The organism is Luteimonas sp. MC1825, from assembly GCF_014764385.1.
GTDB lineage: Bacteria > Pseudomonadota > Gammaproteobacteria > Xanthomonadales > Xanthomonadaceae > Luteimonas.
Window position 1 is genome coordinate 2,832,974 of sequence record NZ_CP061714.1, and the last position, 13,274, is coordinate 2,846,247.

Below are 13,274 nucleotides of genomic sequence, written 5' to 3' on the forward strand. Positions count from 1 at the left end.
GGCATGGACTTCACCACGTTCTCCCCCGCGGTCGTTCTCGTCACCGTGGTGTTCATCGGCCTCGCACCCTTTGTCGCGGTGATGGTGACCTCGTTCACCAAGATCGTGGTGGTGCTGAGCCTGCTGCGCAATGCGCTCGGCCTGCAGCAGGTGCCGCCCAACGTGGTCATCAACGGCCTGGCGATCGTGCTGTCGATCTACGTGATGCATCCGGTGCTGCTGGAGACGCATGCATCGGTGACGGCCTACATGGAAGGCAAGCCGCCGCCGGCATCGGTGCAGGCGCAACTGGAGGCACGCGCGGCGGGACGCGCGCAGCGCGCGGCGAACCGCGAACTGGAACGCCTCCGCGCGGAGCGGGCGGCGGGCGGTCCCGCGGCGGCGCCCGCGGCCACAGCGGCCGAACCGCCGCCCGCCAGCCCGGCCGCGGCGGATGCGCTGCGTGCCGAGGCCGAGGCGATCGCCGCCGGCACGGCCGCACAGGGCGCCGCGGAGCCTGATGCCCAGGCGCCACCCGCGCCGCGGCGCGGCCCGCTGTTCGCCAACGTGCGCAACGGCAGCGAGGAACCCGGCGCCGGCGAGCCTGACGCAAGCGGCGACGCGCAGGCCGGCGACGGCGGGCCGGTGGTGGTAACCCCGGTCGGCACGCCGGCAGCGAAGCCCGCCGCCGACGGCCCGATGGATGCGGCACGCATGCTGGGCATCCTGGATGCCGGCAAGGAGCCGCTGCGCGGCTTCCTGATCAACCATTCCAACGATGCCGAGCGGGCGTTCTTCCTGCGCAGCGCGCAGCGGCTGATGCCCGCCGAGCGCCGCGACGAGCTCGACGTCGACGACTTCATCGTGGTCGTGCCGGCGTTCACCGTCAGCGAGCTGGCGGCGGCGTTCCAGATCGGCTTCCTGATCTTCCTGCCGTTCCTGGTGATCGACCTGGTGGTGGCCAACATCCTGCTGGCGCTGGGCATGATGATGCTCTCGCCGACCACCATCTCGCTGCCGTTCAAGCTGCTGCTGTTCGTGCTGATCGACGGCTGGGCCAAGCTGGTGCACGGCCTGGTGCTGACCTACGGGAGCGCCTGGTAGTGAACGAGGTCCTGGAGCTCACCAGGGAGGCGCTGTTCCTGACCATGCTGCTGTCGGGGCCGCCGATCGGCGCCGCGGCGCTGGTGGGGCTGGTGATCGCGTTCCTGCAGGCGGCCACCCAGCTGCAGGAGCAGACGTTCGCCTACGCCTGCAAGTTCCTGGCGATCGTGCTGATGCTGTTCGTGACCGCGGCGCTGATCGGCGGCTCGCTGTACAGCTACGCCGACCGGATCTTCCGCGACTTCCCGGGACTGGTGCGGCAGTAGCGCGTGTTCGACTTTCTCGGCAATCCCCTGCTGGCGCTCGCGCTGACGCTGCCGCGCGTGGTGGGCGCGTTCGTGGTGCTGCCGCTGATGACCCAGCAGACGGTGCCGGCGATGGTGCGCAACAGCTTCATGGTCAGCCTGGCCATCATCGCCCTGCCCGTCGCGCTGGCCGGCATGCCGATGGAGTCGCTGGGCGCGGCCGAGTGGCCGGTGATCGTGCTCAAGGAGCTGTTCATCGGCGTGGCGATCGGCTTCTGCTTCGGCATCGTGTTCTGGGCGATCGGCGCGGTCGGCAACGTGGTCGACACCCAGGTCGGCATGTCGATGGCGTCGGTGTTCGATCCCATCCAGGGCCACACCGTCACCGTGCACGGCGAGTTCCTGTCGCAGCTGGCAGCGTGGCTGTTCATGGCCAGCGGCGCGTTCCTGGTGTTCCTCGACCTGCTGATGTCGAGCTACCTGCTGTGGCCGGTCACGTCGTACTTCCCCGACCTGCCGGCCGCCGGCATGAACCTGTTCGTCGGCCAGTTCAGCTACATGATGACGGCGGTCCTGGTGATGGCCGCGCCGATCATGGTGATCCTGCTGATCATCGACCTGTCGTTCGGGCTGGTGAACCGCTACGCGCCGCAGCTCAACGTGTTCGCGCTGACGCTCCCGATCAAGGCCTGGCTGGCCACGGCGCTGATCCTGATGCTGCTGGGCGTGTACATCGAGATCGTGCTGGAGCGCCTGGGCAGCAACCGCCATCTGCTCGGCGTGCTGCAGCAGGCCTTCGGCACCTGACCTGACCCGCGCCGCCGGGCTCAGTCGCCGCGACGGATGCCCTCGGCCCAGTGCAGCACCTCGGCCACGGCGTCGAAGAACTCGCCGCCGATGTACTCGTCCAGCGCGACCTTCTCGTTGAGCCCGCGCGCCAGCGGGATGTTCTGCAGGATCGGCACGCCGGCCTCTTCGGCGGCGCGCTTGATCTCCTCGGCCTGGTGGCCCTCGCCCTTGGCGACGACCACCGGCAGGTCGTTGACCCCGGGCTCGAACTGCAGCGCGACGGCGATGTGGGTGGGATTGGTCACGACGACATTGGATCCTCGCACGGCATTGAGCATCGTCTGCTGCGACCACTCCTGGTGCAACTGCTTGCGGCGCTGCTTGATGTAGGGGTCGCCCTCGTTCTCCTTGACCTCCTGGCGGATGTCACGGCGGCTCATGCGCAGCTGCTTGAGGTAGGAGAACTTCTGGTACCAGGCGTCGAGCACCGAGACGAAGAAGAACACGAAGATCGTCCAGATGCCGATGCGCAGCAGGCCGTGCCAGATCGCGGTGGCCATCGCCTCGGGCGGGGCATGCGGCAGCAGCAGCAGGCTGTGGCGCATGCCGTACAGCACGAAGCCGCCGATGAAGATCAGGCCTGCGCTCTTGAAGAACGCCTTCACCAGCTCGACCAGGTTGTCCATCGAGAACATCTTCTTGATGCCCTCGACCGGGTTCAGCTTGGCCAGGTCCGGGGTGAGCTTCTTCATGCTCGCCACCGGCCCCGTCTGCAGGAACTCGGTCACCAGGCCCAGGAACACCGCCAGCAGCAGCAGCGGCAGGCACAGCCACAGCAGGGTCCAGACGGCGAGCATGCCGACATCGGGCAGCGCCTCGGCGAACGGGCGGCCGATCGAGGCCACGCTGGCCTCGAACAGCTGGCGCATGCGGTCCCACATGAAGTCGAGCATCATCCACGCGCCCACCAGCCAGCCGAGCACCAGCACGGTGCTGGTCAGCTCCTTGCTCTTGGTGACGTTGGCGTCCTTGCGCGCGTCACGCAGCTTCTTGGAAGTGGGCTGCTCGGTCTTGTCGGCGCCCTGGTCCTTCGCCATCCCGTTCCCTGCCTGCAGTGCCGGTGCACGCTACCATGCGCGCCCGCCAGGCCCGCGCCATCTAGGGTTGCCCCGAGCTGGCATGCGCGGGGTGGGGGCGTAGAGTTCCGGCATCGCCCCTCGTCCGTGCAGGTTCCACGCAGCGCAATGAGCATCACCGGCCCCGATTCGCGCCTCGACGTCGCCTCCGCCCTGCACCGGATCGACAGCCCGCTCGACGACCTCCGTCGCCAGCAGGGCGGGGACGCGCATGAGGTCCAGGGCACCGTACCGCTGGTCGAAGCCGAGGTTGCACCGACCCCGCAGGCCGATGCCGGCGAGTACATGCTCAATGCCCCGGCGTGGGAGTCCGGCCACGACCGCCTGCTGGCCGGGGACCTGGCGCTGGAGGCGAGCCTGGGCGGCATGCCGCTGGCGCAGGCCGCCGAACACGCCGTCGACGCCGTCCTCGACGCCTTCGCCTGAATCCCGTGCACGGCGGCGACTGGCTGCCCGCCGCGCCAGGCCGTGATAATGCCGGCGCCATGACCGATCCCCTGCCCACCCCGGCCGCCCTGCGGACCGCGGCCGACCGCCTGGTCTCGGCGCTGGCCGCGCACGCCGATCCGGAGTACCGGCTGGCCGTGCTCAAGCGCCTGGTGCGCCGGCTGGGCGAGGAGCAGTACCCGCTGTTCCTGCGCCTGGTGGGGGTGGTGGCGGAGAGCGACGACGAGCGCGCGCAGCGCATCCTCGCCGAGACCTTCGGCACCGCCCTGCGGCGCATGGACCTCCCCGGCGGCGCGCTGAGTTCGTGGGGCGCGACCGGCCTCCCCGACCATGGCGCGCCCATGGCGGCCAGCGCGCTGTCCGGGCATTTCTTCGGTGCCACGCCACGGCGCATGCTGGGGCCGGTCGAATACCTCACGGTCTGGCACCTGCAGCGCACCCAGCGCACGGCGCTGTCCGCAGACACGTTCCGGAACAGCCTGGCGCGCATGATCACCATGCTCAACCGCAGCGACGATGCGCGCACGCTGTACCCGCAGAAGCTCGCCGCCGACGCGCAGAACGAGCTCGAGGGCGCCTACACGCGCGTCACCCGCGAGCGCCTGGCGGCGATTGCCGCGGCCTGGGCCGCCGGGGACCCGCCCGACAGGGTGGCCGAGGCGGCCATCGACAGCGGCGCCGCCGCCAACCCGCATGGCTGGGTCGTGCGCGACCTCTGAGCCGTCCGCGCTTGCCGCCGGCGTCGGCGCGCGGCCAAGATGCCAGCAGCTTCCGGGGAGGGACGCCACGTGCCGCCACCACGAACCATCCTGCTGCGCGTGTTCGCAGCCGCCGCGCTGGCCTGCGCGGTCTCGGCCTGCAAGCCCGCGGCTGAGGCACCCGCCACGGCGGCTGGGCGCGGCGATACCAGTCGTCCGGTGCTGGCGGTGCAGCTGCTGAGCCGGCACCTGCGCGACAACGATTTTGCCGCCTTCGCGCGTGACGCCGTGCCTCCCGCGCTGCACACCCGCCTGGAACGGGCCTGGCGCGACGGCCGCAGCCGTTGGCCGCTGGACGAGCTGCCCTTCAATGACCGCATCCCGTCGGTGCTCGCCGCGCTCGCCGCGCCGGACGCGGACACCGCGCTGCGCAAGGACTTCGACCGCCAGTTCTCGGGTGCGGGCGGTGAAATCCGCGCCGCCGCGACCACGCTCGGGGTGTTCGGCGTTCAGTACGTGGATCACCAGGGTGATTTCAGCCCCGCCGAACGCGCCCACTACGCGCAGCTGGTGACCGCCGCGGCACGCTGGGCACAACGCGCGCCGCTGGCCGACCGCGCACGCGCGCACGCGGCCATCGCGCGCCTGGCGGCCGCGGCCCGTGCGGCGGAACTGGGCAACGCCGACAAGGAGGCCTGGTCGGCGCTCGGCATGGACGCCACGCTGCGTCGCATCGGCCGCTTCAGTGGCGAGGCGAAGGCGGTGCTCGCCGGCTACGGGCTGGGCCTTGACGACAGCCTGGACGGGCTGGAGGCGAGCCTGCACATGCAGGCCGGCGATTACGCCGAGGTCCGCCTGCGTTACCTGCTCGCCGGCGACCCGATCGATGCGCTGATCCCGGTCGAACGCCTGGGTGGCCAGTGGTACGTCAGCGACTTCCTGCGCCACGCCCAGGCCGCCGCGGGCGTCCCGGCCCGCCCCGCCAGCCCGCAGCGGACCGCGCCGCTGCCCGACGGCCCGGCCGCCGCACCCTGAACGCGGGCGACCGGGCGATCGGCGCGCTTGGGCATAATGCCGAAGATGCCTGACCAACCTTCCCTGTTCGACAGCAGCCCGGAGCCCGCAAGGCCCGACAGCACGGATGTCCCCGGCGCTGCGGCGCAGGAGGATCCCGTGCCCGCTGCCGCCGCGCCGGACACACGCCACGGAAGCGACGCGCGCGACACGGTGCAGCCCGGCGATGCGGACGTGCTGCGCGCCCCCGCCCGCCCGCGCGCCGCGCCGCGTGCGCAGCGTTCGCTCCGGGCGCGGCTGCTTGGCGGCGTGCTCGCGCCATGGATCGGGCTCAAGATCGAGCCGGCGTCCCCGGGCGCCGGCATCGACACACGCCTGGTCTGCTATGTCCTCGAGGATTACGGCCTGTCCAACGCCCTGATCCTGGACCGCGCCTGCCGCGAGGCCGGCCTGCCATCGCCACTGCGGCCGCTGCCGGGCGATCCGCTGGGCCGCAAGCGTGCCTACGTGGCGCTGTCGCGACGCAATGCCGGCAATGCCCTGGCGCTGGCGACGCAGATCGCCACCCAGCAGCCGAAGCCGCCGAAGAAGAACCATTCCGACTCGCTCGCCCGCCTGCTCGCGGCGCACCGCCTGGATCCCTCCCTCGACGTGCAGCTGGTGCCGGTGTCGATCTTCGTCGGGCGCTCGCCGGACAAGAACAGCGGCTGGTTCTCGGTGCTGTTCTCGGAGAACTGGACCATCGTCGGCCGTTTCCGCAGGCTGCTGGCGATCCTGCTCAACGGCCGCGACACCCTGGTGCGGTTCTCGCCGGCGATCGACCTGCAGGGCGTGATCGCCGAAGGCCTCGATGCCGAACGCGAGGTGCGCAAGCTCTCGCGCGTGCTGCGCACGCACTTCAACCGCATCCGCGCGGCGGTGATCGGCCCGGACCTCTCCACGCGCCGCCTGCTGGTCGACAAGGTGCTGTCCGCGCAGCCGGTGCGCGACGCGATCGCCGACCAGGCGCGGCGCGAGGGCGCGCCCGGCGACAAGGCCCAGGCCGAGGCCTGGAAGAAGGCGCACGGCTACGCCTACGAGATCGCGGCCGACTACGCGCATCCGGTGGTGCGTTCCGCCAGCTTCCTGCTGTCCACGGTGTGGAACCGGATCTTCCGCGGCGTGCTGGTGCACCACCTCGACAACCTCAAGGCCGCGGCGCCGGGCCATGAAGTGGTCTACGTGCCCTGCCACCGCAGCCACATGGACTACCTGCTGCTCAGCTACCTGCTGTACACGCGCGGCATCGTGCCGCCGCACATCGCCGCGGGTATCAACCTCAACCTGCCGGTGATCGGCACCATCCTGCGCAAGGGTGGCGCGTTCTTCATCCGCCGCAGCTTCCGCGGCAACGCGCTGTACTCGGCGGTGTTCACGGAGTACGTGGCGCAACTGGTGGCCGGCGGCTACTCCATCGAGTACTTCATCGAGGGCGGGCGTTCGCGCACCGGGCGCCTGCTGCAACCCAAGGGCGGCATGGTGGCGATGACGGTGCGCGCGTTCCTGCGCCAGCCGACGCGGCCGGTGCTGTTCCAGCCGGTGTACATCGGCTACGAGAAGCTGATGGAGGGCAACAGCTACCTCGACGAGCTGTCCGGCAAGCCCAAGCAGGGCGAGTCCATCTGGGCCCTGCTGTGGGGCATCCCCAAGGTGCTGCGGCAGAACTACGGCCAAGTGGTGGTGAACTTCGGCCAGCCGATCGCGCTCGCCGACATGCTGGCCGAACACGCCGCCGCCTGGGACGGCAAGCCCCTGCCCGACGAGGAAAAACCCGCCTGGCTGTCGACCACGGTCGATGCCACCGCGCAGCGCATCCAGGAACGCGTCAACGCCGCCGCCGACGTCAACCCGATCAACCTGCTGGCGCTGGCCCTGCTGTCCACGCCCAAGCACGCGATGGGCGAGGCCGACCTGGTCGCGCAGATCGTGTTGTCGAAGAAGCTGCTGGCCGAGGTGCCCTACAGCCCGCTGGTCACCGTGACCCCGCACGCGCCGGAGCAGATCATCGCCCACGGCGAGGAGATCGGTGTGCTGCACCGCGTGGCGCATCCGCTTGGCGACGTGCTGCGCGTGAACGGCGATACCGCGGTGCTGCTGTCGTACTTCCGCAACAACGTGGTGCATCTGTTCACTGCTTCGGCGTGGATCGCGTGCTGCTTCCTGCACAACCGGCGCATGGCGCGCGACAGCCTGCTGCGCATCGGCCGCGCGATGTACCCGTTCCTGCAGGGCGAACTGTTCCTGCCCTGGGACGAGGACGGCTTTGCCGCGCGCATCGACCAGACCATCGCGCTGTTCATCCGCGAGGGCCTGCTGGAGCGCGTCGGTGACGACGACGGCGGCATCCTCGCCCGCCACCCGGGGCAGTCCGACGAGGTCTTCCGCCTGCGCGCGCTCGGCCATCCGCTGCAGCAGGCGTTCGAGCGCTACTACATCGCGATTTCGGTGCTGGCCAAGAACGGCTCCGGCGCGCTCGGCACCGGCGAACTGGAAACCCTGTGCCAGCTGGCGGCGCAGCGCCTGAGCCTGCTGTACGCGCCGGCGGCACCGGAGTTCTTCGACAAGACGCTGTTCCGCGGCTTCATCCAGAAGCTGCGCGAGCTCGGCCTGGTGAAGCTGGACCACAACAGCAAGCTCGCCTTCGACCAGCGCCTGGACACCTGGGCCAAGGACGCCAAGGTCATCCTCGGCCGCGAGCTGCGCCACACCATCGAGAAGATCAGCCCCGAGGCGGTCAAACCCGTGCCGCAGCCGGGCCCGGCTGCGCCGGAGCCCGCCGCCGCGACGGACGACCTGCCCGCGCGCTGACCGGCGCGCACTATCGGCGGCGCGGGGGCGCCGGCACCTCGACGCCGATGTCTGGCGCTACTGGCGCAGCAGCGCTGCCCTGACGCTGCGCTGGTGACGGCCCGCCGCGGCTCAGGCGGGTTGGTCGGGAATCAGCGCCGACTCCATCCGCTCGATGCAGTCCTTGATCTGCAGCTTGCGCTTCTTCAGGCGCTTGAGGACCAGTTCATCGGTCTGGATGTCGATGTGCAGGCGCTCGATGGCCAGGTCGAGGTCACGGTGTTCGACGCGCAGCGCGACGAGGCGTTGCGTGAGGCGGGCCAGTTCGGTGGTGTCCGGCGGATGCATCTGCGCTCGAGATTACACGGCGGGCGGCGCCGGCGCGACGGCCGCGGCCCGACGGTGGGCAGCCGGTAGAATGGCCTGCTGATGAGTACCGTCCTGTCCCTCGCCGCCCCGACCCCGCGCAAGCCGCGCGCCGACGCACCGGCAGCGCAGCTGGCCAGTCGCCTGCGCCACCAGGTCGGCCGCGCGATCGCCGATTTCGGCATGATCGGGGACGGCGACAGGGTGATGGTGTGCCTGTCCGGCGGCAAGGACAGCTACACCCTGCTGGACATCCTGCTGCAGCTGCAGAAGAAGGCGCCGGTGTCGTTCTCGCTCACCGCGGTCAACCTCGACCAGAAGCAGCCCGGGTTTCCGGCGCATGTGCTCCCCGCTTACCTGCGCGCGCGCGGCGTGGACTTCCACGTCATCGAGCAGGACACCTACTCGGTGGTCGCGCGCGTGGTGCCGGAAGGCAGGACCATGTGCGCACTGTGCTCGCGCCTGCGCCGCGGCGCGCTGTACGCGCACGCGGCCGAGCATGGATTCACGCGCATCGCGCTGGGCCACCACCGCGACGACATGGTGGCGACGTTCTTCCTCAACATGTTCTTCCACGCGAAGCTCGCCGGCATGCCGCCCAAGCTCCTGAGCGACGACGGCCGCCACGTGGTGATCCGCCCGCTGGCCTACGTGGCCGAGGCCGACATCGCCGCGTATGCGGACGCCATGCGCTTCCCGATCATTCCCTGCAACCTGTGCGGCTCGCAGGAGAACCTGCAGCGCGTGCAGGTGCAGCGGATGATGGCGGACTGGGAGCGCGCGTCGCCCGGCCGCATCGACCAGATCGCGCGCGCCCTGGGCGACGTCCGCCCCGCGCAACTGGGCGACCCGGCGCTGTTCGACTTCGCCGCCCTCGGCCGCGGCGATTCCGGGCCCGCACCCCGTACCGAGCACTGACCCCACGCACGATGGCCGGCTTCCCGCACATGCGGGAACGACGCGCCATTGCCCCCGACACACCGATCCTGGATTGCCCCCGCATGTTCTTTCGCAACCTCACGCTGTTCCGCTTCCCCACCTCGCTCGATCTTGCCGCACTCGATGACGCGCTCGCCGCGCAGCCGCTGAAGCCGGTCGGCCCGCTGGAACTCTCCTCGCGCGGCTTCGTCGCGCCGCTCGGCCGCGACACCGAAGCGCTCGCGCACCGCGTGCCCGACGCCATCTGGGTCGCCGTGGGCGGCGAGGACCGCCTGCTGCCGTCGGCGGTGGTCAACGACATGCTCGCGCGCAAGCTCGACGAGCTGGAAGAACGCGAAGGCCGCCGTCCGGGCGGCCGCGCGCGCAAGCGCCTGAAGGACGACCTGGTGCACGAACTGCTGCCGCGCGCGTTCGTGCGCCCGACCCGCACCGACGCGATGATCGACCTGCGCAACGGCCTGTGCATCGTCGACTCTTCGTCGCGCAAGAGCGCCGAGGCGGTGGTGTCGCAGCTTCGCGAGGCGCTGGGCAGCTTCCCGGCGCTGCCGCTGAACGCGGAAGTCGCGCCGCGCAGCGTGCTCACCGGCTGGATCGCCGGCGAGGCGCTTCCCGACGGCCTGGCGCTTGGCGAGGAATGCGAGATGAAGGACGCCAACGACAAGGGCGCGGTGGTGAAGTGCCAGCGCCAGGACCTCGGCAGCGACGAGATCACCCACCACCTGGAGGCCGGCAAGCAGGTCACGCGCCTGGCGCTCACCCTCGACGACCACGTGTCGTTCGTGCTCGGCGAAGACCTGGTGGTGCGCAAGCTGAAGTTCCTCGACGGCGTGGTCGACCAGCTCGACAGCGGCGACCGCGCCGACCAGCGCGCCGAACTCGACGCGCAGTTCGCGTTGATGTCGGCGGAGGTGCGCCGCCTGTTCGAAGTGCTGGAGCCCGCGCTCAAGTTGTCGCGCGTCGACGCCTGAACGCGTGCATCGCAACGGCGCGCGCGCATCCGGCGCGCGTGCGCGTTGCGTGCGCGCACCGGTAGAATGCGCGCATGTCGTCCCTGCTCCGCCTGCTGCTTCCGAAGTCCATTGCACCGGGCACCCGCAACGTCCAGCGCGACACCGTCGCGCTCGCCATGGACGATGGCAGCTCCATTGATGTGCTGCGCGTGCGCGATCCGCGCGCGCGCCGCGTACGCCTGTCGGTCGATGAACGCGGAGCGCGCCTGACGCTCCCGCCGCGCGCCAGCCTGGACGCGGGCGAGCGCTTCCTGCGCGAACACAGCGACTGGCTGCAGGCGCAACTGCGCGCGCACGCCATCGACCACATCACGCCGCTGCAGCGCGGCGTCACCGACACGCTTCCGTTGCGGGGCGAACTGCTGCCCCTGCGCTGGGAGCGCGGACGCTTCGCCTGCGTGGTGCGCGATGCCGACGGCCTCGTGTTCCGCGATACCGCGCGTGGCGGCGGCACCGCGCTGCGCCGCGCACTGCGCGAGTTCTACGAGAGCGAAGCGCGCGCCGACGTCGGCCGCTGGCTGCCCGGCTACCTGCCCGGACTGCCGCGCGCGCCCGCGCGCCTGCGCCTGAAGCCGATGTCCTCGCAGTGGGGTTCGCTGGCGCCGGACGGCACGCTCGCGCTCGACCTGGCGCTGGTGCTCGGCCGTCCCTCCGCGTTCGAATACGTGCTGGTGCACGAGCTCTGCCACCTGCTGCGCGCCGATCATTCCCCGGCGTTCTGGCACGAGGTCGAGGCGCGCTGCCCGGGCTGGCGCGCCGAGCGCGACTACTTCCGCAGCGAGGGCCGCCAGCTCAAGGCGGCGCTGCGCGTGCTGCTGTCGGGCGACGGCGCCGCCACGCGTTGACGCGCCGCGCCGCGCTCAGCGGAGCAGGAAATCGCCGATCGCGTCGGCCACCGCCTGCGGGTCTTCCATGTGCAGGTGGTGGCTGCCGGCGATGATGGTCACGTCGCCATCGGGCAGGCGCGCTGCGCGCGCGCGGCGCAGCGCATCGGGCAGGTAGGCCTGCGCGGGGTCGGCGAACACCACCCGCGTCGGACAGGTGATGCCGGCCACCAGCTCGTCGACCTGCGCCTCGGTCATGCGCACCATGGTCGGCAGGGTCAGGCGCGGATCGCTGCTCCAGCTCCAGCCACCCTCCACCGCCACCACGCCGCGCTCCACCAGCAGCCGCGCCACCGGCTCGGTGAGGCCGTTGGCCTGCATGCGCGCGCGCACCGCCACTTCGAGGTCGGGGAACACCCGCAGGCGCTTGGCGGGCAGCGCGCGCGTCGCGCCCACCGCCTGGCGCAGCCGGGACACGGTGTTGTCCGGGGTTTCCGAGAGCGCACCCAGCGCCTCGATCGCCACCAGCCGCGTCACCCGCTCCGGGCACGCCGCCGCCACCAGGCTGGCGATACCGGCACCCATCGAATGGCCGAGCAGCGCGAAGCGCGCCCAGCCGAGCGCGTCGGCGATGTCGAGCACCGAATGCACGGCACCGGCGAACGAATAGTCGGCGCCCGCGCCGAGGTGGTCGCTGGCGCCATGCCCGGGCAGGTCGACCGCGCGCAGGTCCACGCCGGAAACGTGCGGTGCGAGCGGTATGAAGCTCGCGGCGTTGTCGAGCCAGCCATGCAGCGCCAGCACCGGCGGCGCACCGGGCGTTCCGGCGCGCAGGCCGCGCACCTTCCCCAACGGCACGTCGAGTTCGAAGGCTTCCATCAGCGCCAGGTTGCCAGTTCGCGCGCGGCGATCGCCGCGATCGCGTCCGCATGCGCCGGCGCGTCGTTGAGGCAGGGGATATAGGCGAGTGTCTCGCCGCCATGTTCGCGGAACAGCTCCGCGTTCTGGATCGCGATCTCCTCGAGCGTCTCCAGGCAGTCGGCCGAGAAACCGGGGCAGACCACGTCGACGCGGCGCGTGCCCGCCTGCGCCAGCGCGCGGACGGTTGCGTCGGTCGCCGGCTTCAGCCACGCGCCCGCGCCGAAGCGCGACTGGAACGCCGTCTTCCATTCGCCATCCTCGAGTCCGAGCGCGGCGACGATCGCCCGTGCACCGGCGTGGCACTGGCGTTCGTAGGGATCACCGGCATCCACCAGCCGCTGCGGAATGCCGTGGAACGAGAACAGCAGCAGTTCGCCGCGGCCGTTGGCCTGCCAGTGCGCACGGATCGATGCGGCCACCGCGCCCACCCAGCCGGGATCGACGGAATACTCGTCCACCACGCGCGCCTGCGCGGCCGGCATCACCCGCTCCACCACGTCGACCACCGAGGCGGTGGTGGTGGTGGAGTACTGCGGATACAGCGGCAGCACCAGCGCGCGTCCACCGGCATCACGCACGGCAGCGAGTGCGTCGGCCAGCACCGGCGCGCCGTAGCGCATGGCGTGCACCACGCGCACGCCGGGCATGCGCGCCTGCACCGCTTCTGCCAGCCGGCGCGTATGCACCGCCAACGGCGAGCCGCCGTCCATCCACACCTGTTCGTACTTGTGCGCGACCGCCTTCGAGCGCCGTGGCAACACCGCCAGGCGCAGGATCGGCTGCCACAGCCAGCGCGGCAGCGCGACCACGCGCGGGTCGGACAGGAATTCGCCGAGGTAGGTGCGGATCGCTTCGGGCGTCGGCGCGGCGGGCGTACCGAGATTGACCAGCAACAGCGTGTCGCTGGCGGCGGGATGGGATTCGGTCATGGGGGATGGCTTCGCGGGATGCGCGTGGCGTTCGGCAACAGGCTGCA

Annotated in this window: 14 protein-coding genes and 1 pseudogene; 11 read left to right on the forward strand and 4 right to left on the reverse strand. The window is 71.1% G+C overall.

The genetic code is table 11. From position 1 onward, the window contains the following. Nucleotides 1–3 precede the first annotated feature (3 nt). The 4 genes and pseudogenes from IDM46_RS13140 to sctT form a co-directional block, all read left to right on the forward strand. Nucleotides 4–249 (forward strand): annotated as a pseudogene (locus IDM46_RS13140) (hypothetical protein); the annotation flags it as partial. Then, the gene (locus tag IDM46_RS13145; protein WP_185116108.1) at nt 250–1,083 is read left to right on the forward strand and encodes an EscR/YscR/HrcR family type III secretion system export apparatus protein; all 834 of its coding nucleotides are present in this window, start codon (nt 250–252) and stop codon (nt 1,081–1,083) included. It begins immediately after the preceding pseudogene. Then, nucleotides 1,083–1,349: a type III secretion system export apparatus subunit SctS gene (gene sctS / locus IDM46_RS13150; RefSeq protein ID WP_220486625.1), complete on the forward strand. Its 267-nt coding sequence runs from the start codon at nt 1,083–1,085 to the stop codon at nt 1,347–1,349. Before IDM46_RS13145 ends, sctS begins: the two co-directional genes overlap by 1 nt. A 3-nt stretch (nt 1,350–1,352) precedes the next feature. Next, nucleotides 1,353–2,135 carry a type III secretion system export apparatus subunit SctT gene (gene sctT, locus IDM46_RS13155; RefSeq protein WP_182824157.1) on the forward strand — a complete coding sequence of 261 codons (783 nt, stop codon included), beginning with the start codon at nt 1,353–1,355 and terminating at the stop codon, nt 2,133–2,135. A gap of 20 nt (nt 2,136–2,155) precedes the next feature. Here sctT and sctU read toward each other — a convergent pair whose 3' ends face one another. Continuing rightward, nucleotides 2,156–3,214, reverse strand: a complete 1,059-nt coding sequence (gene sctU / locus IDM46_RS13160) for a type III secretion system export apparatus subunit SctU (RefSeq protein ID WP_185116018.1) — start codon at nt 3,212–3,214, stop codon at nt 2,156–2,158. A 147-nt stretch (nt 3,215–3,361) separates the two neighbouring features. Between sctU and IDM46_RS13165 the strand changes: the two genes are divergently transcribed. The 4 genes from IDM46_RS13165 (at nt 3,362) to plsB (ending at nt 8,259) form a co-directional block, all read left to right on the forward strand. After that, nucleotides 3,362–3,679 (forward strand): hypothetical protein, encoded by a 318-nt coding sequence (locus IDM46_RS13165; RefSeq protein ID WP_182824153.1) that lies wholly within the window; start codon nt 3,362–3,364, stop codon nt 3,677–3,679. A gap of 59 nt (nt 3,680–3,738) precedes the next feature. Beyond that, entirely contained in the window at nt 3,739–4,419 is a 681-nt protein-coding gene (locus tag IDM46_RS13170; RefSeq protein ID WP_185116019.1) for a hypothetical protein, read from the forward strand. A gap of 69 nt (nt 4,420–4,488) precedes the next feature. Then, complete coding sequence (locus IDM46_RS13175; RefSeq protein WP_185116020.1) at nt 4,489–5,433, forward strand: hypothetical protein; 945 nt, start codon at nt 4,489–4,491, stop codon at nt 5,431–5,433. Between the two features lie 45 nt (nt 5,434–5,478). Then, entirely contained in the window at nt 5,479–8,259 is a 2,781-nt protein-coding gene (gene plsB, locus IDM46_RS13180) for a glycerol-3-phosphate 1-O-acyltransferase PlsB (RefSeq protein ID WP_185116021.1), read from the forward strand. Nucleotides 8,260–8,370: 111 nt separating this feature from the next. Here plsB and IDM46_RS13185 read toward each other — a convergent pair whose 3' ends face one another. Continuing rightward, nucleotides 8,371–8,586 (reverse strand): YdcH family protein, encoded by a 216-nt coding sequence (locus IDM46_RS13185; RefSeq protein WP_182824145.1) that lies wholly within the window; start codon nt 8,584–8,586, stop codon nt 8,371–8,373. Nucleotides 8,587–8,667: 81 nt separating this feature from the next. On the opposite strand from IDM46_RS13185, the gene ttcA reads away from it, so the two are divergent. The 3 genes from ttcA (at nt 8,668) to IDM46_RS13200 (ending at nt 11,398) form a co-directional block, all read left to right on the forward strand. Continuing rightward, a complete protein-coding gene (gene ttcA, locus IDM46_RS13190) occupies nt 8,668–9,522 on the forward strand; it encodes a tRNA 2-thiocytidine(32) synthetase TtcA (protein WP_185116022.1) in 855 nt (284 codons plus the stop codon). Nucleotides 9,523–9,605: 83 nt separating this feature from the next. Continuing rightward, complete coding sequence (locus IDM46_RS13195) at nt 9,606–10,511, forward strand: recombination-associated protein RdgC (RefSeq protein WP_185116023.1); 906 nt, start codon at nt 9,606–9,608, stop codon at nt 10,509–10,511. A gap of 74 nt (nt 10,512–10,585) precedes the next feature. Beyond that, nucleotides 10,586–11,398 (forward strand): SprT family zinc-dependent metalloprotease, encoded by an 813-nt coding sequence (locus tag IDM46_RS13200; protein WP_185116024.1) that lies wholly within the window; start codon nt 10,586–10,588, stop codon nt 11,396–11,398. Between the two features lie 15 nt (nt 11,399–11,413). Here the strand turns inward: IDM46_RS13200 and IDM46_RS13205 are convergent, their stop codons facing one another. After that, nucleotides 11,414–12,256 carry an alpha/beta hydrolase gene (locus tag IDM46_RS13205; protein ID WP_185116025.1) on the reverse strand — a complete coding sequence of 281 codons (843 nt, stop codon included), beginning with the start codon at nt 12,254–12,256 and terminating at the stop codon, nt 11,414–11,416. Next, on the reverse strand, nt 12,256–13,227 hold the full coding sequence (gene hemH, locus IDM46_RS13210) for a ferrochelatase (protein ID WP_185116026.1): 972 nt from the start codon (nt 13,225–13,227) through the stop codon (nt 12,256–12,258). The genes IDM46_RS13205 and hemH overlap by 1 nt, the downstream gene beginning before the upstream one ends. Nucleotides 13,228–13,274 lie beyond the last annotated feature (47 nt).

What these genes read in the sequence shown, in the direction of transcription:
- IDM46_RS13145 (WP_185116108.1), top strand. Translation starts at nt 250, where the DNA reads ATGGAAGGCAAGCCGCCGCCGGCATCGGTGCAGGCGCAACTGGAGGCA.
- sctU (WP_185116018.1), bottom strand. Translation starts at nt 3,214, where the DNA reads ATGGCGAAGGACCAGGGCGCCGACAAGACCGAGCAGCCCACTTCCAAG.
- IDM46_RS13165 (WP_182824153.1), top strand. Translation starts at nt 3,362, where the DNA reads ATGAGCATCACCGGCCCCGATTCGCGCCTCGACGTCGCCTCCGCCCTG.
- IDM46_RS13170 (WP_185116019.1), top strand. Translation starts at nt 3,739, where the DNA reads ATGACCGATCCCCTGCCCACCCCGGCCGCCCTGCGGACCGCGGCCGAC.
- plsB (WP_185116021.1), top strand. Translation starts at nt 5,479, where the DNA reads ATGCCTGACCAACCTTCCCTGTTCGACAGCAGCCCGGAGCCCGCAAGG.
- IDM46_RS13185 (WP_182824145.1), bottom strand. Translation starts at nt 8,586, where the DNA reads ATGCATCCGCCGGACACCACCGAACTGGCCCGCCTCACGCAACGCCTC.
- ttcA (WP_185116022.1), top strand. Translation starts at nt 8,668, where the DNA reads ATGAGTACCGTCCTGTCCCTCGCCGCCCCGACCCCGCGCAAGCCGCGC.
- IDM46_RS13195 (WP_185116023.1), top strand. Translation starts at nt 9,606, where the DNA reads ATGTTCTTTCGCAACCTCACGCTGTTCCGCTTCCCCACCTCGCTCGAT.
- IDM46_RS13200 (WP_185116024.1), top strand. Translation starts at nt 10,586, where the DNA reads ATGTCGTCCCTGCTCCGCCTGCTGCTTCCGAAGTCCATTGCACCGGGC.
- IDM46_RS13205 (WP_185116025.1), bottom strand. Translation starts at nt 12,256, where the DNA reads ATGGAAGCCTTCGAACTCGACGTGCCGTTGGGGAAGGTGCGCGGCCTG.
- hemH (WP_185116026.1), bottom strand. Translation starts at nt 13,227, where the DNA reads ATGACCGAATCCCATCCCGCCGCCAGCGACACGCTGTTGCTGGTCAAT.